Below are 24,497 nucleotides of genomic sequence, written 5' to 3' on the forward strand. Positions count from 1 at the left end.
TGTAAATCCAAAGAATCACAACAACTAACTCTCTTTGATGTCTTGAATTTACACAATTTGAGCAGTTTTGTTATCTAATTTTGGGGAAACTTAAATTTTCTTAATATATATAACTATTTATTTGCTTCTTTTAATTTTAATATCATATCAATTTCCCTTATACTTCTATTTAACATTTTTGCAATTTCAACATTCTTAAATCCGTTATGTTTTAATTTTTGAACCTCATTTATCAAATTAATATTTTCGAAATTTTTAAATTCGCTGTTTTTAACTGTTTGATTGCTATTCATCAAAACTTTGCCAATTTCTTTTTCTTCATTTACATCTTGAATTTTCATATAATCATAAATCTCTTTTATTTTTTTTTCTAATTCAAATATTATTTGTTCAAATTCATCAATTTTTTGTTCAAGATGCTTAATATAATCTAGTGTCTCAAATTTATTATATTCTATTTCATCAAAATATCTATTTTTTTCTTCATTTTTCATCCAAACAATTAAAGATAATATAATTAATATAATACCTAAGCATATTAATAATATAGAAGTCATATTACAACCCCTCATCAAATTCTAACATCAAATCTACTACCTAAATAATCCCTTTTTATATCATTTTTTTTATTATCTTTATCTTCTCTTTTTTCTCTTTCATTATTAGAATTTCTATTTTTTTTATTGCTATTGTTATCCAGTTTTGCTCTATAAGGTTTTTTAGATTTATTAATAGTTTTTTGCTCTTTCTCTATATTTTTCTTGTTTTCAAGTACTTCGTTATATAAATTAGTAAATGACTTATCATTTTCAGACTGCTGAACTTTAGAAAGCATTTGCATTTTTGAAACTGCTAACCTTAAATCAGCAGTATTAATTTTCATAAATATCCCCCTAATTATTATTCAAATGGAGTAATTTTTATCTCTCCATCAATATTCACTAAAGTACATGGCCCAAGTTTTTCTCTTACAAACATAATACTATTTCCGATAACAATTTTAACCCCTGGGAAAATCTCTCTTTCAACCTTAACTTTACCATTAATTTGCATTTTTATTTTTTCTTCTATACTACTTAACTGTTCTTTTAAATCATTTAATTGATTAATTAAAACTTTTCTGCTATCTATAATTTTTATAAGTAGTTTCCTTTTCTCATCAGATAAATTGTTGCCTTTTGCCAGTCTAGTAAATAACTTTATTGTTTTATCAAGTTTTTCTAAATTTGATTTTATCTCATTTATTTTATTTTTGATTTCTGTATACTTTGATTTTAACTGTATATCTATTCCAACTTCTAATACCGTTACAGTACCCATTGGAGAACCTACTGTTTTTGCCCTAATTTCATTTTTGGCTTTACAAATTCCTCCAACAATTAAACCTTTTTTACCATTTACTTCAATATTATTACCAGAAATCACTTTACTATGCATTATTGCTTCTGCATGTATATCTAAATCGGCATAAATATCGCTATTTTCAATAAATTTTGTATAAATATTGCCTCTAGATATCAGCTTCCCTTTATGATAACCTTGTATACCTCTTTTAACTATTATGTTGCCATTGCTTTCAATAACAGCTCCTTCGACTACTCCATTTATTTCAATATCATTCATTGCTTTTACATAAAAGCCTGTAATAACATTTCCCTTTATTCTTACTGTACCATTAAAACTAATGTTTCCTGTTGAATTATCTACATTGCCAGCAATCTCAAAAACTTCGTAAACAACAATTTTCCCATTTCGACATACAACTTGTCCATCTTTTAATGCATATGCTGCATATCCATTTTCATATAAGATTACATTTTTACCTACTTTTAAAGATACTTCTTTACCTTTAATAGAAGGTATATTTTCACCAGTCACTGTAATACCATCTTCCCCATTTGTAGCAGGAATTCTTTCTGCCAATAATTCACCTTTCTTAACATTATTTATTATGTTTAAATTTCTGTAATCCACACTACCATCTTTTAAAATTTGAGGTTTACATATGTTTTCAATATTAAAATACCATTTGATATAACCATCTTTTCCTGCTACTGGTTTTTTCCCTTGAGCAATACAAATTTTTTTGTTATAAAGTTTATTTTCAAAAATTTCCTTTAACTTTTCATAATCAAGTCCATATTTTATTTTCTTTTTTACTTTATTAATAAATTCATCAAACTCTATATTTCTACCTCCATCAGGTGGTAACAAAGTTACATATCCAAACATCTTATCTTCTGATATATCAATTAAGACTTCTTCATCAATTAATATTTCTTCTTGTTTTGGTGCAAATCTTACAAAATCACTCTTATCATTTATTGCATTTACAATAGCTTCTAGATCATATTCTCTTATATGCTTTTTGTTAATTTGTTCTAGTACATCAGACAAACTAATTTCATTTTCCGCATCATTATTTATTTGAATATAAACACCATCTTCTAGATACTTAAATTCAAAATTATTGATATTTTTTTTATTTTCTAATTTGTCTAATTTTATATTCATCTACTCACCACCTGAATAATTAAAATATTCCTCTATGTTTTAACTTGCTTTTGATAGAAATAAGAGCTTTACTATGCAATTGTGATATTCTTGATTCAGAAACTCCTAAAATTTCACTTATCTCCTTATAAGTTAGTTCATTATAGTAATATAACGATATAACTAATTTTTCTTTCTCTGGCAAATCATCAATTATTTCACTGACTATAGACTTTATTTCTTTTTTTTCAAATTGTCCTTCTGGAGTATCATCACTATTTTTAAATATTATTTCATTACCAGAAGCAATAACATCTTCTAACGAAACAATATTATAAATCGAAACTTCTCTAAACAACTTTTCTACTTCTTTTTCATCGATCTTTAGCTTTTTAGCAATATCTTTATGTGTAACCGTTCTTCCTAATTTATTTTCTAGTTCTCTAACAACTGTTTCTAACTCTCTAGCTTTTTTTCTTAAAGATCTAGGAATCCAATCTAGTTTTCTCAAATTATCTATTATTGCACCTCTAATTCTAATTTGAGCATATGTTTCAAACTTTAATCCTCTATTGATATCAAATTTTTCTATAGCATCTATTAACCCAAATACTCCATAACTCAATAAATCATCAAATTCTATATTACCACTATAGTAGTTATATAGCCTTCCGGCTACAACCTTAACTAGATATACATATTCTTCTATTAACTTTTGTTTATATTCTATATTATTGGTAGATTTGTACCTATCCCAAACTTCTTCAATGGTCATATTAAAATCCTCCTGTAAGATAGGTTGCTATAATTATGTTATGTCTACTATAGCTATGACTGCCTTTAAATATATTTACACCCTTTACCAATTGTTCTTACCATTAAAGAACCGTCTTCACAGTTTAATTCAATAGTTCTACCATAATTTCCTCCTGTATCTTCAGCTACTATCGGAATACCATATTCTTTCAATTTCTTTTTTGATGCTATCACATTTCTTTCCCCTATTCTCAATAATTCATTTCGAGTGCTAAACTTAAACATTTGAGCCCCACCAGCTAATTTAGCTATTAGAATATTCTTATTAGCTCCAATCTTCAACATTTTTTCAATTAATATTTCAATTGCAGTATCTGCAAATTTTGCTTTATTTGAATTATTTTTTATATCTAAACTAGACGGCAACATTATATGAGCTAACCCGCCAATTTTGTTTGTTTTATCATATAAAACAATACCTACACATGAACCTAATCCTAAAGTTGTAATTATACAAGGTGATTTAGAAACTGCTAAATCTGCCATTCCCACTTTTATTACTTTCATATTTCAACTACCCCTAATTTTTTTAACATTGTTTCAAATGAATCTAATTCTGGTATTAAAAACAAATTTCCAGTTACTTGATTATTCCCTTCTTTAAATTGGGTTTCGATAAATAAAACTTTATCACTAATATAGCCAAACTGTATAGCAGGTACACTTAAAATCGCTCCTGCCATATCGAATGCTATTGATGGAACTGAAATTTTCAAAACCATATTAGAAAGCATACTTAAAGAATTTATATAAGAAGCAGCAAGTATGTTTCCAACTTCGGATAAAGCAGACATATCCATATCGGTAAATTCGTCTTTTTCATTACTACTTTTAAAAAGCAATTTCAATAAACAACGTGCAGAATCTATATCCAATATAAACATAATACTTCCTTTTATATCTCCATTCATTTCAAAATAAATACCAACAACAGGTTTTTCTGCTCCTCCAAGTACATTTGCTACTTCATTAAAATCTAATATTTTTACTTGAGGTACATCCATATCTATTTTTTCATTTATTATATTTGCTAGTGCAGTTGCTGCATTTCCAGAACCTATATTACCTATTTCTTTTAGTATATCTAACAACATGATATTCAAATTATTTATATCCATTATTAACACCTCTAAATACTTATTATGCTGTTTATAAAACCTTTTTCAGGTTCAAAAGCATAATTAATTTACCATCCTTTTTACCTATACCTTTAATAAACTCAACTGTATTTACTTCTCCTACTACAGGTGGATTGTCCACTTCATTATCATTTAAATAAATAACTTCTGATGAAGAATCCACTATTAATCCAATTATATAGTCTTGTATTGAAACTATCACGACTCTTGTATCATTATTATAATCTCTTATTGGCAAACCAAATCTTTCTCTTAAATCAATAACAGGAATAACTTCTCCACGTAAATTTATAACACCTTTTACATAAGGTTTAGTATTTGGTACTCTCGTTATATTTGAAATTTTTTCAATTGTTTTAACATACTCTATTTCAATGCCATAGCTCTCATCTTCTAATTTAAATAAAACATACTGATTCAAAATCTCACCTCCTGCTTATTTAAAATAAAGAATTTATATCGAGTATAAGAGATATACTACCATCTCCTAATATTGTTGCTCCTGCAATATATTTAGTTCCCGATAAATATTTCCCTAATGATTTTATTACTATTTCCTGCTGACCTATAAGCTTGTCTACAATTAATCCAGCTTCTTTATCGCCTTTTTTAGCAACAACTGTAATTAATTCTCCGCTCTCATCTTTATCTTTTGACTTTTGAACACCTAAAATTTCATTTAATCTAACTATTGGTAATGTTTTATCCCTAAATAAAACTACTTCATGATTCTGTATTTTCCTAATAGCTTGACTTTCAATAGTTGTAATTTCCTTTATAGAACTTAATGGTAATGCATAAATCTCGTCTTGTAATTTTATTAATAATGCTTGAATTATTGCTAATGTTAACGGTATTCTTATTGTAAATTTAGTACCTTTCCCTTTTTCAGTTTCAACTTCAATATTACCACCTATAGCTTCTATCTTGTTTTTAACTACATCTAGTCCAACGCCTCTACCTGAAATATCTGATATCTTTTCAGCTGTACTAAAACCTGCTTTAAAAAGTAAAGAAATTATTTCTTCTTTAGACATGTTATGTGCTATTTCTTCTGTTATTATTTTTTTATCCACCGCTTTACGCTTAACCTTTTCCAAATCGATACCTCTACCGTCATCCTCAACTTCTATAACTACATTATTACCATCTGGATATGCTCTTAAATATAAACTTCCTGTTTCTTCTTTGCCAACTTTTACTCTCTCTTCTGGACTTTCTATTCCATGATCTATCGAGTTTCGTATTAAATGTATTAAAGGATCACCTATTTCATCAATTACTGTTCTGTCTACCTCAGTTTCCTCACCAGACATAATTAATTTAATATTTTTACCTAAATCTTTAGATAAATCCCGTACCATTCTAGGAAATCTATTAAAAACTCTATCTATAGGTACCATTCTCACTTTCATAACTGCATCATGTATACTAGTAGTAATCCTTTCTAAATATTCAATTGCTTCATTCATATTATGATTTTCAGAATTACCACCGACTTCTTCCATTCTTGTTTTAATAATTATTAATTCACTTACAAGATTCATTAAATTATCAAGTCTGTCAATATCAACTCTAACAGTTTTTCCTACTTTATTATTTTTCTTTTTGCTTTTCTTTTCGGTCTTAGTTTGTGTTTTATTTTGTTTCTCATTAATCGCTTCATTAGTTTTCTCTATGACTTTGCTATTGTCCATACTATCTGTGATTTCAACTTTTTTTATTTCAATAGTTTCAACATCGGTTATCTTATTTAACTCCTCTAAAATAGAATTCTTATCACTTTTACTTAAAATTGTTATTGAAAAGCTTAAATCAAAATTTTCATCTTCTATGTCTTCAACTGAAGGTTTTGAATAAACTACCTCTCCATATCTTTCTAATGTATTAAATATAATGAATGCTCTTGCCGCTTTCAACATACAATCTTTCTTTAATACTACTTCAATCGTATAGGCGTTTAACCCATTTTCCTGTGCTTTTTTAATAACATTGGTAACATACTGATTAAGATTATTTCCACTATCAACCTTGTCATCTTCTAACATTTTTATGTTAGATTCAGATTGATGATCTTTATTATTTAAAATAGAATTCAACTTTATAATCAAATCTCTATTATCTTGCTCTCCTTCTTCACCTTCTTCAGCCACGACATTAATATATTCTTCAAGTGCATCAAAACATTCGAATAATAAATCGACAATGTCAGTATTAATAGTTAATTTATCGTTTCTTATTGCATCTAGCAAATTTTCCATTTCATGTGTCAGACTTGCTATCTTTGTAAAACCCATTGTTCCTGACATTCCTTTTAAAGTATGTGCTACTCTAAATATTTCATTAATTAGTTCTTTATCGTCTGGATTTTTTTCTAAACTAAGTAAACTCTCATTTAAACTATGTAAATGTTCTTTAGATTCATCTATAAATATATCAAGATATTGACTAATATCCAATTATAACACCCCCAATATATTCAAAATTTCATCTGAAATCGAATCTAAAGGTAATATTTTATTAATACCACCAATATTTATTGCAGCCTTTGGCATTCCAAATACAACACAGCTTTTTTCATCTTGTGCAATAGTAAAACCATTATTTTCTCTAATAAGTTTTATCCCATGACTTCCATCAGACCCCATTCCAGTCAATATTACACCTATCTTTTTAAGATATTTAATTTTTGCAACTGATTCCATTAAAACATCTACAGATGGTCTATGCCCAGAAACAGGTTTTTCTTTATTTAATCTTATATATACTTTATTAATACCCACTTCTTCTAATGTCATATGATAATCACCCGGAGCAATATAACAATATCCTCTCCTTACTAATTCTCCATCTTCACCTTCCTTTACTACAAGATGCGACATAGAATTTAATCTATTAGCTAGAGATTTAGTAAAACCCTTGGGCATATGCTGTACAACAACTAAAGCAGCATTTATTTCACTTGGTAAATTAGGTATTATTGACTGAAGAGCTCTTGGTCCTCCAGTAGAAGTTCCCAAAGCAACTATATAATCTAACTTTTCTTTTTTATTATCTATAACTATAGAATTTTTTTTAAAGACTGCATACTTATCTACTACAGTATTCGACAATATAGCACTTGCAGCTACTTTAACTTTTTTTATAATTTCTTCTCTCTTATCTCGACTTCCAACTTTGAAAATATTAGTTGGTTTTGTAATAAAATCAACAGCTCCATATTCTAAAGCTCTTAACGTCGCTTCAGCGCCCTGACTAGTTAAACTGCTAAGCATTATAACTGGTTTTTTAAACTTTTTCATAATCTCTTTTAATGCTGTAATACCATCCATTACAGGCATTTCAATGTCTAATGTAATAACATCAGGATTCAGATGAGGAATTTTATCTAACGCCTCTTTGCCATTCTTAGCAGTTCCAATTACTTCTATCATTCTATCACTAACCAAAATATCACTTATTATTTTACGCATAAATGCTGAGTCATCTACAACCAACACTTTTATCATAATTAGATCAGTCCTTTTTTCCTTAATTTTCTTTGTTGTTCAAAGATGTATTTAATCAAACGTTCTCTATCTTCATCTTTAATATCAGTAAACTTAACTCCTAAAGAAAATTTAAAATTATCATTTTCTATTTCTTGAACTCTTACAACTGTTCCTAAAGCTGTTATATTAAAATCTCCTATTGGTATCTGCAATTTTACTGAGTCTCCTATAGAATGTTTCAAATTACAAAACACCCTTATACCACTACCGCTAATATCCTTCGCTGTACAATTTTCAATAACCTCTTTCTCCTCATCGCGAATCTTTAAACTATATACTTTTTGTACATCTAATTTTACTGATAATCTATAATAATTCCTTTCTTGTATCTTTGTAATACAACTTATTCTTTCAATTTTTAATTTATATACATCTTTATATTCACGTTCAATAATTTTGGCTTTAAATACAAACCGTCCTTTATCTTCACGAAAATATGAAATTTCAATTAAGTTCCCAACGTGTAATGGTATTAATGTACTTTTTTGTATAGGACCGCTTATTATATAAATATCATCATCAATAATATCTAGCACCTGACTTGCATATTTATCATCTGTCTTTATATTAACTCTTTTGATTTCTATCTTATCGCCTATAACTGGATATTCACATAATGTCTTATTTTTGTGCATTAGATATGGTCCTCCTTTTAGAATAAATCTTTCTGTATATAATATTAGATTTATCAAAAATTCTATTTGCTATAATTTAAAAAATAATTTTTGAATCTTTCAATAAAATTTTTAAAATTATTATCATTGCTATTATCTTCGTTACCAACAATTTTTAAAGCAATAGCATTTATCCTTTTAACAAAAGAAGAATTCGGATGTAATAAAGTTATTGGCTTTTGGAGCTTTACAGATTCTACTAATAATTTACTGTTTTGTATATATCCCAAATTTATTAGCTCGAAATTTAAAAATCTTTTAGTAGCTCTATTTAATTTTTCATAAACTTCTTTAGCTTCATAATAATTATCGACTTTATTTACTACTAAATTAATTTTATTGTAACTATAATTAGAAATAATTAGAGTTTTAATCAATGCATATGCGTCTGTTAAAGAGGTAGGTTCAGGAGTGGTAACTAAAATAACTTCATTGGCAGCCTCAATAAAACTCAATACAGTTTTCGATATACCTGCCCCAGTATCAATTAATATAAAGTCTGCAGTTTCAGACAATTTTTCGAGTTGACTAGTTAATTCATATAATTCTCTCTCTTTAATATCAATTAACTCTTCTAATGCCGATCCTCCAGCAATAATCTTTAATCCACAAGGACCTTCTGTTATAATTTCCAAAATATCCTTTTCTTTTTTTATAACATCAACAATAGTATGTTTAGGCATAATTCCTAAAGCTATATCAACATTTGCTAAACCTATATCCGCATCAAAAATAACTGTTTTATATCCAAGCTTATTTAATGAAATTGCTAAATTAATTGTAAAATTAGTCTTACCAACCCCACCTTTACCACTAGTTATAGCTAAAACTCTAGTTTTACTATTGGGTTTATTTTCAATTTTCATTCTGTTGTTTTTATATTTACTTACCATTTGTCTCAATCTATATGCTTGGTCTCTCATACTATAACTCTCCAATCAAGTATTTACTTAATTTATTTACATCTGCAATTTCAATGTCATCAGGAACATTTTGACCAGTAGTAAAATAAGACAATGGTTTATCCGAGTAATATCTGGTGTTTAAAATAATACCTAAATTATCGACTTCATCTAACTTAGTAAAAATGATTTTATATTCCTGTATATTCCTATATTTATCAATAACAGATTTAATAGTATCCATACTAGATGTTGCACTTAACACTAAATAGACTTCTTTGTTATTGACAGAATTAATCAAATTTCTTATTTCTTCAATCTTTTCATTATCTTTATGATTTCTTCCAGCAGTATCTATTAAGATAATCTCTTTATCTTTTAATTTCGACATAACTTTATAAATATCCTCTATATCATAAATATTATTTACTGGAATACTTAATATATCCCCATAAGTTTTTATCTGCTCTGCAGCTCCTATTCTATATGTATCTGCATTGATAATTCCAACTTCTAATTTTTCATATAAACATATTTTAGAAGCAATCTTAGCTAAAGTAGTAGTTTTCCCTACACCAGTAGGCCCAATAAAAAATATGATTTTATTCGGCTTTGACAAATCTATAGGTTCTGGATTGCCCAAATATTCAATTATATGATATCTAATTATATCTCTAATAGATTTATCATCCTTATCTTCAACATTAAATCTTTCATTTATCTTATTCAATATTTCATCAGCTATATATTCCTCTACTCCTTTTTTAACAAGAATCCGTTTATAAGCCATTAACTTTTCTGATAAATTACTTCTTTCTTTCTTTTCGGCATTTATAAGCATATTTTCCATTAATTGTTTTAATTCTTTGATCTCTTTATTAAGTTCCTTCTGAACATTATTTATTTCATCATTGAATGAACTATTATAATAATTTATACCCTTATTGGTCCGATCATCTATTGTATTTTTTAGTTTATAATTTTCATCTACTGCAGCTACTACTTCTATTAGCGGTTTTTTAAAAAAACCAAAAAAACCACTTTGTTTTATTTTTCTTGTATGAAGTATAACTGCATCTGTACCGAGTTCTTTTTTTATTTTATCCATAATTTCTTTATTTGTCTTCCCAATATACCTCTTTACCTTCATTATAATGTCACCATCCCTAATGACTGAACTTCGACTGTAGGCTCTATTTCATTATAAGACAATACTACTAAATCTTTTACTAATTGTTCAGTCAATCTTTTGAAATATATTCTAACTATAGGAGCTGTTAGGATTATCGGCTGTTCTCCTATCGAAGTCACCTTTTCTATATTTTTTGATAAACTTTGAAGGATTTTTTGGACTTTTACTGGTTCTAGTGCCAGATATGAACCTGTTTCTGACTTATTGATAGAATCCATAATCAACTGTTCTAGTTCACCATCTAATGTAATTACTTTTATCTTATTGTCTTGCACATATTTCTTTGTTATATATCTTGACAACCTCTGTCTTACATATTCAGTTAATAAATCCGGATCTCTAGTAACTACTCCGTAGTCTGCTAAAGCTTCTAATATAGAAACCATATTTCTAATAGAAATTTGTTCTTTTAATAAATTCGCAAAAACTTTTTGTATATCGCCTATAGAAAGAACATTTGGAATAAGTTCTTCTACTAAAGCAGGATATTCTTCCTTTATATTATCTATTAAGACTTTCACTGCTTGTCTATCAAGCAGTTCATGTGCATATCTCCTAATTATTTCAGTTAAATGAGTTGCTATTATAGATGGTGGATCTACTACAGTGTACCCTAATATTTCTGCTTTTTCCCTCTCATCTTCAGTTATCCATTTCGCCGGTAGACCAAATGCTGGTTCAATAGTATCTATCCCTGTTAATTCTCCTTGAGCCGTTCCTGGATTCATAGCTAGATAATGGTCAAATAATAATTCACCTTTTGCAACTTCTACCCCTTTTATTTTAATTACATACTCATTTGGATTTAATTGTATATTATCCCTTAATCTAACCATTGGAACTATCATCCCAAGTTCTAATGCTATCTGTCTTCTAATTAATACAATTCTATCAAGCAGATCTCCACCTTGATTCACATCGGCTAATGGTATAATTGCATAACCAAATTCCAATTCTATGTCGTCTACTTTTAATAATGACATTACGTTTTCTGTCTTTTTAACTTCTTCAACTTCTACTTCTTCTGCAATTTCTTTTTCTTCTTCAACACTCTTTTTAATATTAATCTGCATATTATATCCTAAATAAAAGAATATGCCTGCTAAAAATATGTATGGCAAAAATGGTAATGGAGTAACAATTCCCAATAAAGACAGTACACTACCAATAATATACATAATTTTAGGATGGTTATTAAAAAGCTGTTTAACAACATCTTGTCCAAGATTTGATTCTGAAGCAGCTCTAGTTACAACTATACCTGTAGCAGTAGATATAATAAGAGCTGGTATCTGACTAACCAAGCCATCTCCTACCGTTAACAAAGTGTATTTATGAAGTGCTTCTACAAATGTTAAATTTTTAGTCAAAATTCCTATAACAAAGCCTGCACATATATTTATTATAGTGATAATAATACTAGCTATTGCATCCCCTTTAACGAATTTACTGGCACCATCCATAGCGCCATAAAAATCGGCTTCTTTCTGTATTTCGCTTCTTCTTTTTTTCGCTTCTTCTTCTGTTATAAGTCCTGAATTCAAATCTGCATCTATAGCCATCTGTTTCCCTGGCATAGCATCAAGAGTAAATCTAGCTGCAACTTCTGCTACTCTTTCAGCTCCTTTAGTAATTACTATAAATTGTATTATTACAATTATTAAAAATATAATAAAACCTACTATAGGATTTCCCTTGATTACAAAATTTCCGAAGGTCTCTATAACACTTCCTGCATCTCCATCTGTTAAAATATATCTTGTTGTTGATATATTTAAAGAAAGTCTATAAAGTGTAGTTATTAATAACAAAGACGGAAAAACTGAAAATTGTAAAACTTCTTCAGCATACATTGCAATTAAAAGAATTAATAATGCAAAAGATATATTCAAAGTTAAAAGTATATCTAAAGCCCCTTTAGGAACAGGTATAATAATCATTAGAATTATTGCAATAATAAATATCGCTACTACAATATCTCCAAATTTCATAATTGTCCTCCTAACTTATTAGACCTTTTTAAGGCTATAAACATATGCGAGTATTTCAGCTACTGCTTGATAAAGTTCTTCAGGAATTACCTGCCCTATTTCAACATTATTATATAGATGCCTTGCTAACCATTTGTTTTCAACAACCGGTATAGAAGATTCTTTTGCTACCTTTTTAATATTTTCAGCAATCATATCTTTACCTTTAGCAATTACATATGGAGCATCATATTTTTCTTTATCATATTTCAAAGCAACTGCATAATGTGTTGGATTGGTGATAATAACATCCGCTTTAGGTACATCCTGCATCATCCTGCGCATAGATATCTGACGCTGTTTTTCTTTTATTTTCGATTTAATAACAGGATCACCTTCTGTTTGTTTATATTCTTCTTTTATTTCTTGCTTCGACATTTTTAAATTTTTCTCATATTCCCACCATTGATATGCATAATCCAATACGGATAATATAAACAAAGCTAATCCTATTCTAATAGCAATCTCAAATGACATTTTAGCTATATAAAATATAATATTAGATATATCTTTTTCAAGTAATCGCATAATATTCTTAATTTGTCCCATGATGTAAGAATACATAATATAACCTATTAATAATATCTTCAAAAATGACTTTACCAATTCTACAAGTGCTCTTTTTGAAAATATACGTTTAAACCCCTCTATAGGATTTATCCTACTAAACTTAATTTGCAAAGTTTTTGTTGTAAATAAAAATCCTACTTGGAAATAATTAATAATTAATGCAAATATAAAAGCTATCCCTAAAATTGGCGCAACAATTTTAGCTGTTTTTAGAATAATATATCTTAATAATAAAATAATTTCTTTTTTTGAATAAAAATCATCAGCAATTAAATATTCGCTATAAATATAACTTATGTGTTCTTTTAAACTATTAAACATATAATTACCAAAAATTTTTAAAGCTAGAAATATAAATATTAGCAGTAAAGCAGATGTTAATTCTCTACTTTGTAGTACCTGCCCCTTTTCTCTCGCTTCTTTTCTTCGTTTAGGAGTAGGTTTTTCTGTCTTTTCTCCACCTGCAAATAATTGTATTTTTATATTACTCAGCATTTGTGATCATTCCTTATTCTACTTTAAGAAAGAAAATACCCGAAAGATTTGTTCATATAAATTACACATAAAAGTAATGATAAAAGGTATCATCAATATCAAAGTAATAATTCCTATAGCAATTCTCAAAGGCATTCCAACTATAAAAACATTCATTTGCGGCATAGTTCGCGCTAATATTCCTAATATAACATTAGTTATAAATATAGTAGCCAATATAGGGCTACTAAGTTTAAAAGCTATAATGAATATATTACTAGTAATTGTAAGTATCTCTTTATAAATACTTGCCTTAATAACATAACTCCCTAAAGGGATTATGTTAAATAAATCCAATAAAGTCTTTATTAATACATGATGTCCATTCACAACCAAAAAAGTCAGTAAAGCCAAAATGTAAAAGAAATTACCTGTTATTGGAACCTGTATATTACTATTAGGATCTAATACATTTACCATACTAAAACCTAATTGCATATCTACTAACTTTCCTGCTAAATATAATGAAGAGAAAAATAAATACATAATGAATCCAATAAATATACCTAAAAATAATTCTCTTATTATATAAATTATAAAATGATAAATATCTATTTGCGATTGATTGAATTCAACTATATTAATCATTATCAGTGTAAGAAAAAAAGTAAAAACTATTTTGAATATTGTTGGTACATTCCTTCTACTAAATATTGGAGTAATGATAAAAATCCCGCTTAATCTAACGAATACTAACAAGAAAATAATATATTTATTTATAATCAATTGTATAACATCTACCATAAAATTCACCATTTAAACTATTTTATAAACGTATTCATATTCTCAAAAAGTTTATTAGTAAAATCTAAAATAAGACTTAATAGCCAAGGCGAAAATATTAAAAACGAAATCATCACAGCTATTATTTTAGGAACGAAAGCCAATGTAGCTTCCTGTATTTGTGTCGTTGCTTGAAATATACTAACAGCTAACCCTACTAATAGGCCAAAAATCAACATTGGAGAAGAAAGCATTAAAACCATTTTAATCGCATCTTGAGCTAAACTTATAATATCCCCTTGGCTCATTTATATCACTCCTAATTAAAACTTAATAGTAATTGTTTTACAACAAGATTCCATCCATCTACCATAATGAAAAGCAATATTTTAAATGGTAAAGATATCATAACTGGTGGTAACATCATCATTCCCATTGACATCAATGTACTTGCAACTACCATATCTATTACTAGAAACGGTATAAATAATACAAATCCCATCTGAAAAGCTGTTTTCAATTCACTAATCATAAAAGCAGGTATTAATACTCTCGTTGGTATATCTTCTAATTTCAAATTATCGTTTTGCTCAATACCTGACGCTTTAATAAATAAAGCCAAATCTTTCCCTCTAGTCTGTTTAAACATGAATTCACGGATTGGTTCTAATGCATTATTAAACGCTTCCTCTTGGTTGATTTCCCCATTTAAAAAAGGTTTAACAGCTTGTTCATTAATTTGATCTATAGTTGGACTCATAATAAAAAATGTTAAGAATAACGCTAACCCAATCAAAACTTGATTTGGTGGCGTCTGTTGCGTTGCTAAAGCATTACGCATGAAAGACAGTACAATAATTATCCTAGTAAAACTTGTAACCATTATTAAAATAGAAGGGGCCAAAGTTAATACAGTTAACAAAATCAATATCTGTATGCTTATAACATAATCATTTGGATCATTTGTATCTTTCAAAGATATCGTCTTCCCAAATAAAGAAATTTCTGGGGCCCCATATACAACAGAATTACAAAGTACAATTAATACAGTTGTAATTATAAGAACTTTTACTATTTTAGTCATATTATTCATCCTACTCATTTATAGTTCTTAGTAATCTTATTAGTCCTTTATATTTTTTGTAAAATTATTTTCAAAAAGCTTTTCCAAATATTTGTTAAATTTAGGTTTGTTAGTTATAAAATCAGGTGATGATAACTCAATATTTTCTAATTTATCAAGCAAAATTATACTATTATTATTATAAGCTAATATATAATATTTACCATACATTTCTAATACTAAAATTCTGATACCATTTATATTTAAAATATCTATAACTTTAACCTTATCTCTTTTTCCAACAACATTAAATTTGAGTTTCAATATTCTACCTAAAAATAATATAGCTAAAATGATTAAAATAAAGCCAAATATAAAACTGATTAAATCAATAAAAGAATAACCCCCGTTATTATCAATGTAACTGGAGCCAAAAGCATACTCATTAACAAATAAAAAGCCAGAGGTAAAAAATAATTTAGAAAAAATATCTCTCATTGTTAGCCTAATACTTTTTTTACAGCTTCTAATACTCTATCTGCTTGAAACGGCTTCACTATAAAATCTCTAGCTCCAGCTTGAATTGATTCGATAACCATAGCCTGTTGTCCCATAGCTGAACACATTATTATTTTCGCATTTTCATCTAACTTTTTAATTTCCTTCACAGCTTGAATTCCGTCTACTTCTGGCATTGTAATATCCATTATTACTAAATCTGGTTTAAGCTCTTTATATTTTTCAATAGCTTTAGCCCCATTATCGGCTTCACCTATAACCTCATATCCATTCTTATTCAAAATATCTTTAATCATCATTCTCATAAAAGCAGCATCATCAACAATAAGTATTCCTTTACCCATATTAATTCCTCCTTATTATTTCTTTTTAAATTTTATTTGCCCTTTTTGATGGATTTACAACATCTGTTATTCTAACACCAAAATTATCATCGATTACTACAACTTCACCTTTAGCGATAAACTTTCCATTTGCAAATATCTCTAAAGGTTCTCCAACTAGCTTGTCCAGTTCTATAACTGTTCCAGGACCAAATTCTAAAATCTCACTAATCTTTTTAGTTGTTCTTCCCAATTCGACAGTAACTTCTACAGGTATCTCCTGTATTAAATCAATGCTTTCATTATATTCTATTTTTTTATTCTCATCAAAGGACTGGAATTCTACTTTTCTTACATTAATATGTTCTTGTTTCTTAATTTCTTCATTATTCACATTATAACTCAAATTTTCTGTACTATTCTTAGACTCATTATTGTGTCTCAATTTTTCATTACCTTCTTGATTAATTAGATCCATATTTTCATTTAAATTATCAGAATTAAAATCAGATTTCTGCCCTAAAAGTCTACTTACCATATTTTTCGCAAAATCAATTGGTAAAAGTTGCATTATCTCACTATCAATCAAGTCGCCAATAATCATTCTAAAGGATATTTTAACAATTGTTTTATTCTTAAAAATATCTAAATCTATATTATCTTCATTTAATTTTATTAAAAAAGCTCTAGGAGGTTCAATATCAATAACTGTAGAAAACATCTCTGATAGCGAAGTACTTGACGAACCAACCATTTGATTCATTGCTTCACTTATAGCACTTAAATCCATTTCATTCAATTCTCTATCTGTGTTTGTACCGTCACCACCCATCATAAGGTCGGTAATAACTTTTACATCATCTGTTTTCAATATTAATAAATTTGAACCTTCGAGTCCTAACTTATATTTTACATCTACAGCTACAAATGGAACTACATATTCTTTTGAAAGTTCCTCTGTATTAGTTACCTCTACCTTAGGTGTTGTGATAACAACTTTCTTACCTAGTAGAGTATATAAAGTTGTTGCTGCTGTTCCCATACTAATATTACCTATTTCTCCTAGTGCATCTTTTTCTGTTTCAGTTAATTCTTCTTTTTCTCCAACTGTTTCATTATTATTATTATCAATATTATCAACTAGTTCTCCTTTTAATAAAGCATCTATTTCTTCCTGCGAAAGCATATTATTCGTCATCTATATCTTCACCATCCTTTTTGACTCTGGTAATCTTAACAGCTATTTTATTATTTTTAATTCCAGGTACTCCATAAAACTTCGTTTTTGATCCAACTTTAATTTCTAATTCACTATCTGTTGTTCTATTAAGTTTTATAACATCACCTACTCGTAAATCTAATAAATCTTTAACTGTAATCAAAGTACTTCCAATTTCGGCTATTAAAGGTACCTTTACTTTTCTTATTCTCTTTTTAACAACATCTATTTCAGTAGAATCAATATCTTTACTATTTGTCGAATACCAAAGCTTAGTGCTTAATTTGTTCAATATAGGTTCTATCGTTAAATGAGGAATACATATATTAGCCATTCCCTCTGTTTCTCCTATTTTCACATTTAACGTAATCAATACTATTGTTTCACTAGGAGAAACTATCTGTATAAATTGTGAATTAGTTTCTATTTTCTCCAAAGACGGTTTCAAGTCTAATATATTATCCCAAGCTTGTGTTATTATATCTTGAATCCGGCAAAAAACCTGCTTTAATAATACTAATTCTATTTCAGTAAAACTGCGATTTAATTCAACACTACTACCATTACCTCCTAATAATCTGTCTATGACAGCATAAGCAATATTTGGTGAAATATCTAAAATAATTTGTCCGGATAATGGATTAAAATTTATAATTGAAAGAAAAGCAGGATTTGAAATTGCATTACTAAACTCACTAAAAACATATTGATCAATAGTTAAGACTTCTACATTTACAGGTGCTCTTAAATAACCTGATAAAAATGTCTGTAGTAATCTAGCTAACTTATCATGAATAATGCCCAATGTCCTCATTTGGTCTTTAGCTATTTTTTGCGGATTTCTGAAATCATATTTCCTTACTTTCTTTTCTTTTGCTTCTTCTTTTATCTCTTTAACATCTACTTCTCCGGAAGTTAAAGCCTTGAGTAGGGCATCTATTTCACTCTGTGAAAGAACTTCTGACAATAGTTATACCTCCCTACTGTACAATTAATTCTTTAAAATATATATTTGTTATATCTTTAGTATTAAATAATTCTGCCAACTTTTCTGTAATTTCTTTTTGAAGTAAAATTTGCCCATTACTACCCTCTAATTCTTTTTCTGTTTTGCTTCTGATAATTTCATTAATCTGATTATTTATTAGAAACTTCTTTTTCTCTAATATTTTTAACAATTCCTTATCTGTTACCTCCACAGTAATATTAATTTTAACAATACTGCTACTATCCTTTACATTACTATACATCTCACCTACTTCAAAATAAAATTTTTCTTTTGGTTTATTAACATCTGTCTTACTTTTAATATATAAAAAAGAAAAAACAGCTACTAAAATCAATGAAACTACTAATATTACAACAGCAATAACTAAAATTTTCTTACTATTCATATTTACAACCCCTTTTATTAATCTGGTTCCCATTTTGCATAAGATGATTTTAAAATGACAATATCTACCCTTCTATTTTTAGCTTTATTTTCAGGTGTATCATTAGGAGCTACAGGCCTGTAATAAGCATATCCAGCTGAAGATATCCTATTTCCTTCTATTCCCTTCTCTTCTATTAAAAATCTTAAAACATTAGTAGCTCTAATAGCAGATAATTCCCAATTTGATGGAAATTTTGATGTTCTTATAGGATCTGTATCTGTATGTCCTTCTATCTTTATATGCTTATGTTTAAATTCTTTTCTATTAAGTATATCTCCTATATATCTTAGAATTTCTTTTGCTTTTGGTTTTATTTCTGCTTTTCCAGAATCAAAAAACACATTATCTAAAATTCTGATAGTTAGACCTCTTTCTTCAATTCCAGCTATCACTTTAGTTTCTAATCCTTTTTCTTTTGCATATTCTTCAATCAAAGCTTTTAATTTTCGAAAATCTTCAATCTCTTTTTTTTCGTTTGTAGATTTATCTTGATATAAGTTTCCATTATTTACAAAAGGTACGTCTTGTATAGTCTTCCCACCTTTTAGAACACCTAGTGAACCTTGAAATGATTTCATAATAGCTTCAAATTTTTGTACGTTTATTTCAGAAAAAGAAAACAATAACACGAAGAAACAAAGAAGTAAAGTAACCATGTCCCCATATGTAGTCATCCATTCGGGTGCACCTTTTTTTTCTTCTTTTTTTACTCTCTTTCTCATTATGCTTCCCCACCTTCAGTTTCTTTTTCTATAGCTTTTCTCATTTCAGGTGGCAAGAAGGTTTTTAATTTTTCTTCTATAATCCTAGGGTTTTCACCTGCTTGAATTGATAAAAGCCCTTCAACAATTAACTCTTTTATAAGTATTTCCTCTCGGCTTCTACCTTTAAGTTTATTAGCAATTGGAATAAAAATCAAATTAGCAAATAAAGAACCATAAAAAGTTGTAACTAAAGCTACAGACATATTTGGTCCGATACTAGCAGGATCATCTAAATCTTTAAGCATATTAATAAGACCTATTAAAGTACCTATCATACCAAATGCAGGCGCATAACTACCCATTGCTTCAAAAATACCTTGCCCTTCACCATGTCTTTCCTCGGTAAAAGACAGTTCAGTTTCTAATATATTTCGAACAAGCTCTGGATCAGTTCCATCAACTATTAAAACAATCCCTTTCTTTAAGAAAGCATCGTCTACATTCTCTGCAGCTTCTTCTAATGCAAGAAGTCCTTCTCTTCTAGCTATATTAGCCAGTTTAATTATCTCATTTATTATTTCCATTGGTGAAATATTCTTAGTCATAAATGCATTTTTTACAACTTTTAATGTTTTTAATACTTTAGATAGAGGATAACTAACAAAAGTAGCCGCTATAGTTCCTCCAAGAACTATAATTAAAGAAGGAAAGTCGATAAAGTTTCCTATATTACCTGATTGAGAAATTCCCCATACAACAAATCCAATACCTGCTATGAAACCAATGGCAGTTGCTAAATCCAACAGTTACACCTCATTTCCTATGTTTAATAAGCTTTTATAAATTTCTCTTTTATAATTTATAACTTTATTTATTACTTCTTCCACGGTTTCTTTTACAACAATCTTCTTACCATCAGTTAATGTTACTATCGTATCAGGTGTTGCCTCAACAAATTCAATTAAATCACTATTTAATACAAATTCTTTTCCATTTATTCTTTTCAATATTATCATGTAATCATCTCCATCTACCTACAAGTGCTATTAGGGTAGAAATCTACCCCAATAGCTACCTTTTCATATTAACTAATTCTTGCAACATTTCATCAGTTGTTGTTATAACTCTCGAATTTGCTTGAAATCCTCTTTGTGTTGTAATCATCTCTGTAAATTCCATAGACAAATCTACATTTGACATCTCAAGAGCTCCTGGATTTATCGTTCCAAAACCACTCGAACTAGGTTTCCCAATTTGAGGTTCCCCCGAGTTTGGTGTGCTTTCAAAAAAGTTATTGCCCACTTTTTGTAAACCCATAGGATTATCAAATTTAGCTAACACTAATTGTCCCAACGGCTTTTTCTCACCATTTGTAAAACTTCCAGTAATTACACCTGAAGCATCAACAGCAAAACCAGTTAAAAAACCAGCACTTTTGCCAAGCTGTCCATTTTGATCTGGAACATCAAATCCCTTCACATCATTTTCATTTGCAAATTGAGTTATTTTAGAAAAATCAACTACTAATTTACTATTTTTACTATCTGAACCAAAATAGTATGTGTCCGTTCCTGAAAACTGTATCTCAAAAGTTTTAGTTGCATTTGTTAAAAATCCACCATTATCAAAAGTTAATGTCTGTGGTGAACTTGTTGGTGCTGGATTAATAGCCTCACCTGTAGCTAAATTTATTACATTAACAACTTCTAAATTCCACTCATTAGGATTAGCTGTTTTGGTAAATTTAAAATTAACCTTATATGAATTACCCAAACTATCTTTTACTACTGTATCTGTTAAAAATTCCTCACTGTCTTTAAATCTAGAATCTAGATTTCCTATAAATTCAATTGTAGTAGATGCACTTGGCGGTGCTACTTCTGAACGATTAATCATAATAGGAGCATATTCTCCTTTATCATTTATTCCTAATACTTTAAAACCATCAGGTGTTACCAAATAACCTTCTCTATCCAAAACAAAATTACCTGCTCTTGTATAATAAATATTTTCATATTTAGGATCATCAGTAATCATAAAAAATCCTTCACCATCAATCATTAAATCTGTTGGATTATCTGTTCTTTGTGTTGGTCCTTTTGTAAAAACTGTATTAATTGAACCTAACTTTAGTCCCAAACCTATTTGCTGTGGATTTGTACCGCCTCTGCCTTCTTGAGGGGCTCCAGCACCTCTTACAACTTGACTAAAAACCTCTTGAAAATTAACTTGTCCCCTTTTATAACCCACTGTATTTACATTGGCTATATTATTGCCAATTACATCCATTTTTAATTGGTGTAGTCTTAATCCCGATACACCAGAATACATTGATCTCATCATATTAAAAACCTCCTTTGTTTTTTTATGCCGTCTGTCAGTCAGGCATAAATAGCTCCCTAAAAAGGTCCAGCTATATAATTACAGCTCCATCAATATTAGTAAACACATTTTCTCTTAACTGTTCTTGAGTTACTGTTGTAATAACAGTTCTATTTCTAACACTTATTATAAAAGCCTTATCTTTAAAAAGAACTAAAGCTTCTTTAACACCCTTATTTTCTGCCTTATTAATAGCATTTTCTATATTCCTTAAATCATCTTTATTAAGCTTTATATTTCTCAATTCCATTCTCTTAACTGCATGTTTCGAAAATTTCAACTGATTATTTTTTTCTTCAAATCTTTTTAATATCTCATTAAAATTACAATTTTGTTCTGAATTTATCTTTCTTTTTATATATTCATTATGATTAATTCTATTCCCCATTATTATATTTTCATACGAAACATTCATATACATCACTCCAGATTCGTATTACTAAAGCTGTAATATATTTCATTTATATTGTCCTCAATAGAATTTAATACTGTCTTAATTTCTAACAGCTTTTCAGTATTTTCCTTTTGAAAGCTGTTAATTAAACTCTTAATTTCTTTTTTGATTTCCTCTTGATAACTGTTAAAATTTTTGATCTCCTCTAATATATCCTTTTGCGACTTCTGCAAGTTTTCATCTAGTGTCTGTATTCTTTCTAATGTACTAAATTGAGCCATCTGTGAAATAAACTCTTTATCATCAATAGGATTTAATGGATCCTGATTCTTCAACTGTGTCACTAATAACTTTAAAAAAGCATCTTTCCCTAAAGTATTATTGTCTGTATCAGTTTTTTTATCGGATTTTGAATTTTCATCTTTAAAACTATAAAATATCTGATCGTTAACCTTATTAACGCTCATTAAAATATCACTCCTATGCTTTTAAATCAATATTATTTTCTATAAAACTATCTAATAGCCCATTTTCATATAAAAATTCATTTTCAATCTCTTGACTTATTAACTTATTTTTCTCTTGATTCATAGAATAATTTCTATTGTAACCAGATTGTGAATTATAATTATCAAAATTCGAACTTTGTCCAATATCTATACTAAATTCATAAACTTCTAATCCTTGTTCTTTAAGATTATCTTTTAGCATATCCAAATTTGCTTCTATTGCTTGTTTTACCTGATAATTTTCTACAATAATTCGAGCTGAAACTAAATTTTCTTTTGTTGTAATCTTTAAAAACAAATCACCTAAAACTTCTGGTTTTAACTTAATTCTTATTTCCGGATTCATTTTTCTAGGATTTATAATCAATTTTTCAACAATCTGCTTCATTAACATATTTTTATCTATATTATGAAATAAAGTCTTTTCATTAACTAATTTGTCTTCATAATTATTCAAAATATTTTCTTTAACACCATTAAACCTATCAATCAAGCTATTCATATGATTGTTTATTATTAAAATTTTTTCACTTTTGTTGCCTATAAAATCATTTTCTATTACTTTTTTATCTTCTATTAATAAACTTTCTTTTATAGGTATCTTATGATCTTCTTGCTTTTCTTTATTAACTAATCTTATTTCTTTATTTTCTTTATTTGCATCACTTTTTATATACATATTATTTTCTTTCATATTACCTATTTCACTTAAAAAGTTTTGAGAAAAATTAAAATTCCCATTTTGCTTATTTTCGTTTAATAAATCTTCTACTAGAAGATCCAATTTGCTAATTATTTTATCAATATCTTGCTCCATCTTAATCCCTTTATTCTTTTCATATGTTTGTAATAAGTTCTTTATTTGATTTGTCAATTCTATAATGTTTTCTCCTAATACATGCTTTTCATCGTTTTCAAATTGAATCAATAAACTTTTAAGATCACTATTCAACTCAAGTTCTTCATTATTTAATAAAATCTTATTAATATAAGCTATTATCTCTTTAATATTTTCTTTTTCATCATTATAGACAACTTCATCTTTTTGTGTTTTTTTACAATCAATATCTTTTCTTTTTAATTTAACTTTACTATCTTCGTCATTTTTGCATTTACTATAATTTTTGTTAGCCAAAGAAATAGTTTGTCCATTTTGAACTTCATTTTTCCCATCATCTGCTTTGTTTTTTTTATTATTCAATTTACCATTTAATATATTTTCAAAACTATTATGCTTTGAATCCTTTGATTTGCACTTTGTATCGGATTTAAAATTATTATTAATAAAAGCTATTTCCGCAATACTATTCACTAACTCACCTCC

Annotated in this window: 29 protein-coding genes; all 29 read right to left on the bottom strand. The window is 28.0% G+C overall.

Annotation, left to right across the window (positions count from 1 at the left end):
• Positions 1 to 113: 113 nt before the first annotated feature.
• Positions 114 to 557: a hypothetical protein gene (locus tag BUB51_RS01155; RefSeq protein ID WP_073194771.1), complete on the bottom strand. Its 444-nt coding sequence runs from the start codon at positions 555 to 557 to the stop codon at positions 114 to 116.
• Positions 558 to 571: 14 nt separating this feature from the next.
• Positions 572 to 883 carry a hypothetical protein gene (locus tag BUB51_RS01160; protein ID WP_073194772.1) on the bottom strand — a complete coding sequence of 104 codons (312 nt, stop codon included), beginning with the start codon at positions 881 to 883 and terminating at the stop codon, positions 572 to 574.
• A gap of 17 nt (positions 884 to 900) precedes the next feature.
• Positions 901 to 2,514, bottom strand: coding sequence for a DUF342 domain-containing protein (locus tag BUB51_RS01165; RefSeq protein WP_083599459.1), 1,614 nt, complete (start codon positions 2,512 to 2,514; stop codon positions 901 to 903).
• A 19-nt stretch (positions 2,515 to 2,533) separates the two neighbouring features.
• Positions 2,534 to 3,268, bottom strand: a complete 735-nt coding sequence (locus BUB51_RS01170) for a FliA/WhiG family RNA polymerase sigma factor (RefSeq protein WP_073194774.1) — start codon at positions 3,266 to 3,268, stop codon at positions 2,534 to 2,536.
• 65 nt (positions 3,269 to 3,333) lie between these two features.
• A complete protein-coding gene (locus BUB51_RS01175; RefSeq protein WP_035162634.1) occupies positions 3,334 to 3,816 on the bottom strand; it encodes a chemotaxis protein CheD in 483 nt (160 codons plus the stop codon).
• Positions 3,813 to 4,427: a chemotaxis protein CheC gene (locus BUB51_RS01180; RefSeq protein ID WP_073194776.1), complete on the bottom strand. Its 615-nt coding sequence runs from the start codon at positions 4,425 to 4,427 to the stop codon at positions 3,813 to 3,815. The genes BUB51_RS01175 and BUB51_RS01180 overlap by 4 nt, the downstream gene beginning before the upstream one ends.
• Positions 4,428 to 4,458: 31 nt before the next feature.
• Positions 4,459 to 4,869 (bottom strand): chemotaxis protein CheW, encoded by a 411-nt coding sequence (locus tag BUB51_RS01185; RefSeq protein WP_242945531.1) that lies wholly within the window; start codon positions 4,867 to 4,869, stop codon positions 4,459 to 4,461.
• Positions 4,870 to 4,888: 19 nt separating this feature from the next.
• Positions 4,889 to 6,907, bottom strand: coding sequence for a chemotaxis protein CheA (locus tag BUB51_RS01190; protein WP_073194780.1), 2,019 nt, complete (start codon positions 6,905 to 6,907; stop codon positions 4,889 to 4,891).
• Complete coding sequence (locus tag BUB51_RS01195; RefSeq protein ID WP_073194782.1) at positions 6,908 to 7,957, bottom strand: protein-glutamate methylesterase/protein-glutamine glutaminase; 1,050 nt, start codon at positions 7,955 to 7,957, stop codon at positions 6,908 to 6,910. It lies immediately after the preceding gene.
• A 2-nt stretch (positions 7,958 to 7,959) separates the two neighbouring features.
• On the bottom strand, positions 7,960 to 8,634 hold the full coding sequence (locus tag BUB51_RS01200) for a flagellar brake protein (protein WP_073194784.1): 675 nt from the start codon (positions 8,632 to 8,634) through the stop codon (positions 7,960 to 7,962).
• 62 nt (positions 8,635 to 8,696) lie between these two features.
• Positions 8,697 to 9,596, bottom strand: coding sequence for a MinD/ParA family protein (locus BUB51_RS01205; RefSeq protein ID WP_073194786.1), 900 nt, complete (start codon positions 9,594 to 9,596; stop codon positions 8,697 to 8,699).
• Between the two features lies 1 nt (position 9,597).
• Positions 9,598 to 10,725: a flagellar biosynthesis GTPase FlhF gene (flhF, locus tag BUB51_RS01210; RefSeq protein ID WP_073194788.1), complete on the bottom strand. Its 1,128-nt coding sequence runs from the start codon at positions 10,723 to 10,725 to the stop codon at positions 9,598 to 9,600.
• Positions 10,725 to 12,758 (bottom strand): flagellar biosynthesis protein FlhA, encoded by a 2,034-nt coding sequence (gene flhA / locus BUB51_RS01215; protein WP_073194789.1) that lies wholly within the window; start codon positions 12,756 to 12,758, stop codon positions 10,725 to 10,727. The genes flhF and flhA overlap by 1 nt, the downstream gene beginning before the upstream one ends.
• A gap of 18 nt (positions 12,759 to 12,776) precedes the next feature.
• Positions 12,777 to 13,862 carry a flagellar biosynthesis protein FlhB gene (gene flhB, locus BUB51_RS01220; protein WP_073194791.1) on the bottom strand — a complete coding sequence of 362 codons (1,086 nt, stop codon included), beginning with the start codon at positions 13,860 to 13,862 and terminating at the stop codon, positions 12,777 to 12,779.
• An 18-nt stretch (positions 13,863 to 13,880) separates the two neighbouring features.
• Positions 13,881 to 14,645 carry a flagellar biosynthetic protein FliR gene (gene fliR, locus BUB51_RS01225; protein WP_073194797.1) on the bottom strand — a complete coding sequence of 255 codons (765 nt, stop codon included), beginning with the start codon at positions 14,643 to 14,645 and terminating at the stop codon, positions 13,881 to 13,883.
• 17 nt (positions 14,646 to 14,662) lie between these two features.
• Positions 14,663 to 14,932 carry a flagellar biosynthesis protein FliQ gene (fliQ, locus tag BUB51_RS01230; RefSeq protein ID WP_035162597.1) on the bottom strand — a complete coding sequence of 90 codons (270 nt, stop codon included), beginning with the start codon at positions 14,930 to 14,932 and terminating at the stop codon, positions 14,663 to 14,665.
• An 11-nt stretch (positions 14,933 to 14,943) separates the two neighbouring features.
• A complete protein-coding gene (gene fliP / locus BUB51_RS01235; protein WP_073194798.1) occupies positions 14,944 to 15,708 on the bottom strand; it encodes a flagellar type III secretion system pore protein FliP in 765 nt (254 codons plus the stop codon).
• A 39-nt stretch (positions 15,709 to 15,747) separates the two neighbouring features.
• A complete protein-coding gene (locus BUB51_RS01240; protein WP_073194800.1) occupies positions 15,748 to 16,185 on the bottom strand; it encodes a hypothetical protein in 438 nt (145 codons plus the stop codon).
• A gap of 2 nt (positions 16,186 to 16,187) precedes the next feature.
• Positions 16,188 to 16,550, bottom strand: a complete 363-nt coding sequence (locus BUB51_RS01245; protein ID WP_035162787.1) for a response regulator — start codon at positions 16,548 to 16,550, stop codon at positions 16,188 to 16,190.
• Positions 16,551 to 16,575: 25 nt separating this feature from the next.
• Positions 16,576 to 17,727: a flagellar motor switch phosphatase FliY gene (gene fliY / locus BUB51_RS01250; RefSeq protein WP_073194802.1), complete on the bottom strand. Its 1,152-nt coding sequence runs from the start codon at positions 17,725 to 17,727 to the stop codon at positions 16,576 to 16,578.
• Positions 17,717 to 18,715 (bottom strand): flagellar motor switch protein FliM, encoded by a 999-nt coding sequence (gene fliM, locus BUB51_RS01255; protein WP_073194804.1) that lies wholly within the window; start codon positions 18,713 to 18,715, stop codon positions 17,717 to 17,719. The genes fliY and fliM overlap by 11 nt, the downstream gene beginning before the upstream one ends.
• A gap of 13 nt (positions 18,716 to 18,728) precedes the next feature.
• Positions 18,729 to 19,142 carry a flagellar basal body-associated FliL family protein gene (locus BUB51_RS01260; RefSeq protein WP_073194805.1) on the bottom strand — a complete coding sequence of 138 codons (414 nt, stop codon included), beginning with the start codon at positions 19,140 to 19,142 and terminating at the stop codon, positions 18,729 to 18,731.
• A gap of 17 nt (positions 19,143 to 19,159) precedes the next feature.
• Positions 19,160 to 19,906: an OmpA/MotB family protein gene (locus BUB51_RS01265; protein ID WP_200791867.1), complete on the bottom strand. Its 747-nt coding sequence runs from the start codon at positions 19,904 to 19,906 to the stop codon at positions 19,160 to 19,162.
• Positions 19,906 to 20,691, bottom strand: a complete 786-nt coding sequence (locus BUB51_RS01270) for a flagellar motor protein (RefSeq protein ID WP_073194809.1) — start codon at positions 20,689 to 20,691, stop codon at positions 19,906 to 19,908. Before BUB51_RS01270 ends, BUB51_RS01265 begins: the two co-directional genes overlap by 1 nt.
• Before the next feature lie 3 nt (positions 20,692 to 20,694).
• Positions 20,695 to 20,904 carry a flagellar FlbD family protein gene (locus tag BUB51_RS01275; RefSeq protein ID WP_073194811.1) on the bottom strand — a complete coding sequence of 70 codons (210 nt, stop codon included), beginning with the start codon at positions 20,902 to 20,904 and terminating at the stop codon, positions 20,695 to 20,697.
• Between the two features lie 55 nt (positions 20,905 to 20,959).
• Positions 20,960 to 22,231 carry a flagellar hook protein FlgE gene (locus BUB51_RS01280; RefSeq protein ID WP_073194813.1) on the bottom strand — a complete coding sequence of 424 codons (1,272 nt, stop codon included), beginning with the start codon at positions 22,229 to 22,231 and terminating at the stop codon, positions 20,960 to 20,962.
• Positions 22,232 to 22,301: 70 nt separating this feature from the next.
• Positions 22,302 to 22,685 carry a TIGR02530 family flagellar biosynthesis protein gene (locus BUB51_RS01285; protein WP_242945532.1) on the bottom strand — a complete coding sequence of 128 codons (384 nt, stop codon included), beginning with the start codon at positions 22,683 to 22,685 and terminating at the stop codon, positions 22,302 to 22,304.
• Positions 22,686 to 22,690: 5 nt separating this feature from the next.
• Positions 22,691 to 23,131, bottom strand: a complete 441-nt coding sequence (locus BUB51_RS01290) for a flagellar hook assembly protein FlgD (protein WP_073194817.1) — start codon at positions 23,129 to 23,131, stop codon at positions 22,691 to 22,693.
• 13 nt (positions 23,132 to 23,144) lie between these two features.
• Positions 23,145 to 24,485 (bottom strand): flagellar hook-length control protein FliK, encoded by a 1,341-nt coding sequence (locus tag BUB51_RS01295; protein WP_073194818.1) that lies wholly within the window; start codon positions 24,483 to 24,485, stop codon positions 23,145 to 23,147.
• Between the last annotated feature and the right edge of the window lie 12 nt (positions 24,486 to 24,497).

Origin of the sequence: Caloranaerobacter azorensis DSM 13643, assembly GCF_900129995.1 — a bacterium.
In the GTDB taxonomy this organism is placed as follows: domain Bacteria; phylum Bacillota; class Clostridia; order Tissierellales; family Thermohalobacteraceae; genus Caloranaerobacter; species Caloranaerobacter azorensis.

Coding starts and splice junctions, on each gene's coding strand:
- BUB51_RS01195 (WP_073194782.1), bottom strand. CDS start 7,957: ATGATAAAAGTGTTGGTTGTAGATGACTCAGCATTTATGCGTAAAATA.
- BUB51_RS01170 (WP_073194774.1), bottom strand. CDS start 3,268: ATGACCATTGAAGAAGTTTGGGATAGGTACAAATCTACCAATAATATA.
- BUB51_RS01165 (WP_083599459.1), bottom strand. CDS start 2,514: ATGAATATAAAATTAGACAAATTAGAAAATAAAAAAAATATCAATAAT.
- BUB51_RS01205 (WP_073194786.1), bottom strand. CDS start 9,596: ATGAGAGACCAAGCATATAGATTGAGACAAATGGTAAGTAAATATAAA.
- BUB51_RS01285 (WP_242945532.1), bottom strand. CDS start 22,685: ATGAATGTTTCGTATGAAAATATAATAATGGGGAATAGAATTAATCAT.
- BUB51_RS01245 (WP_035162787.1), bottom strand. CDS start 16,550: ATGGGTAAAGGAATACTTATTGTTGATGATGCTGCTTTTATGAGAATG.
- BUB51_RS01180 (WP_073194776.1), bottom strand. CDS start 4,427: ATGGATATAAATAATTTGAATATCATGTTGTTAGATATACTAAAAGAA.
- BUB51_RS01240 (WP_073194800.1), bottom strand. CDS start 16,185: ATGAGAGATATTTTTTCTAAATTATTTTTTACCTCTGGCTTTTTATTT.
- fliY (WP_073194802.1), bottom strand. CDS start 17,727: ATGACGAATAATATGCTTTCGCAGGAAGAAATAGATGCTTTATTAAAA.
- BUB51_RS01265 (WP_200791867.1), bottom strand. CDS start 19,906: ATGAGAAAGAGAGTAAAAAAAGAAGAAAAAAAAGGTGCACCCGAATGG.
- BUB51_RS01275 (WP_073194811.1), bottom strand. CDS start 20,904: ATGATAATATTGAAAAGAATAAATGGAAAAGAATTTGTATTAAATAGT.
- fliR (WP_073194797.1), bottom strand. CDS start 14,645: ATGGTAGATGTTATACAATTGATTATAAATAAATATATTATTTTCTTG.
- BUB51_RS01200 (WP_073194784.1), bottom strand. CDS start 8,634: ATGCACAAAAATAAGACATTATGTGAATATCCAGTTATAGGCGATAAG.
- flhF (WP_073194788.1), bottom strand. CDS start 10,725: ATGAAGGTAAAGAGGTATATTGGGAAGACAAATAAAGAAATTATGGAT.
- fliQ (WP_035162597.1), bottom strand. CDS start 14,932: ATGAGCCAAGGGGATATTATAAGTTTAGCTCAAGATGCGATTAAAATG.
- BUB51_RS01155 (WP_073194771.1), bottom strand. CDS start 557: ATGACTTCTATATTATTAATATGCTTAGGTATTATATTAATTATATTA.
- flhB (WP_073194791.1), bottom strand. CDS start 13,862: ATGCTGAGTAATATAAAAATACAATTATTTGCAGGTGGAGAAAAGACA.
- flhA (WP_073194789.1), bottom strand. CDS start 12,758: ATGAAATTTGGAGATATTGTAGTAGCGATATTTATTATTGCAATAATT.
- BUB51_RS01160 (WP_073194772.1), bottom strand. CDS start 883: ATGAAAATTAATACTGCTGATTTAAGGTTAGCAGTTTCAAAAATGCAA.
- BUB51_RS01260 (WP_073194805.1), bottom strand. CDS start 19,142: ATGAATAGTAAGAAAATTTTAGTTATTGCTGTTGTAATATTAGTAGTT.
- BUB51_RS01290 (WP_073194817.1), bottom strand. CDS start 23,131: ATGAGCGTTAATAAGGTTAACGATCAGATATTTTATAGTTTTAAAGAT.
- fliP (WP_073194798.1), bottom strand. CDS start 15,708: ATGACTAAAATAGTAAAAGTTCTTATAATTACAACTGTATTAATTGTA.
- BUB51_RS01280 (WP_073194813.1), bottom strand. CDS start 22,231: ATGATGAGATCAATGTATTCTGGTGTATCGGGATTAAGACTACACCAA.
- BUB51_RS01175 (WP_035162634.1), bottom strand. CDS start 3,816: ATGAAAGTAATAAAAGTGGGAATGGCAGATTTAGCAGTTTCTAAATCA.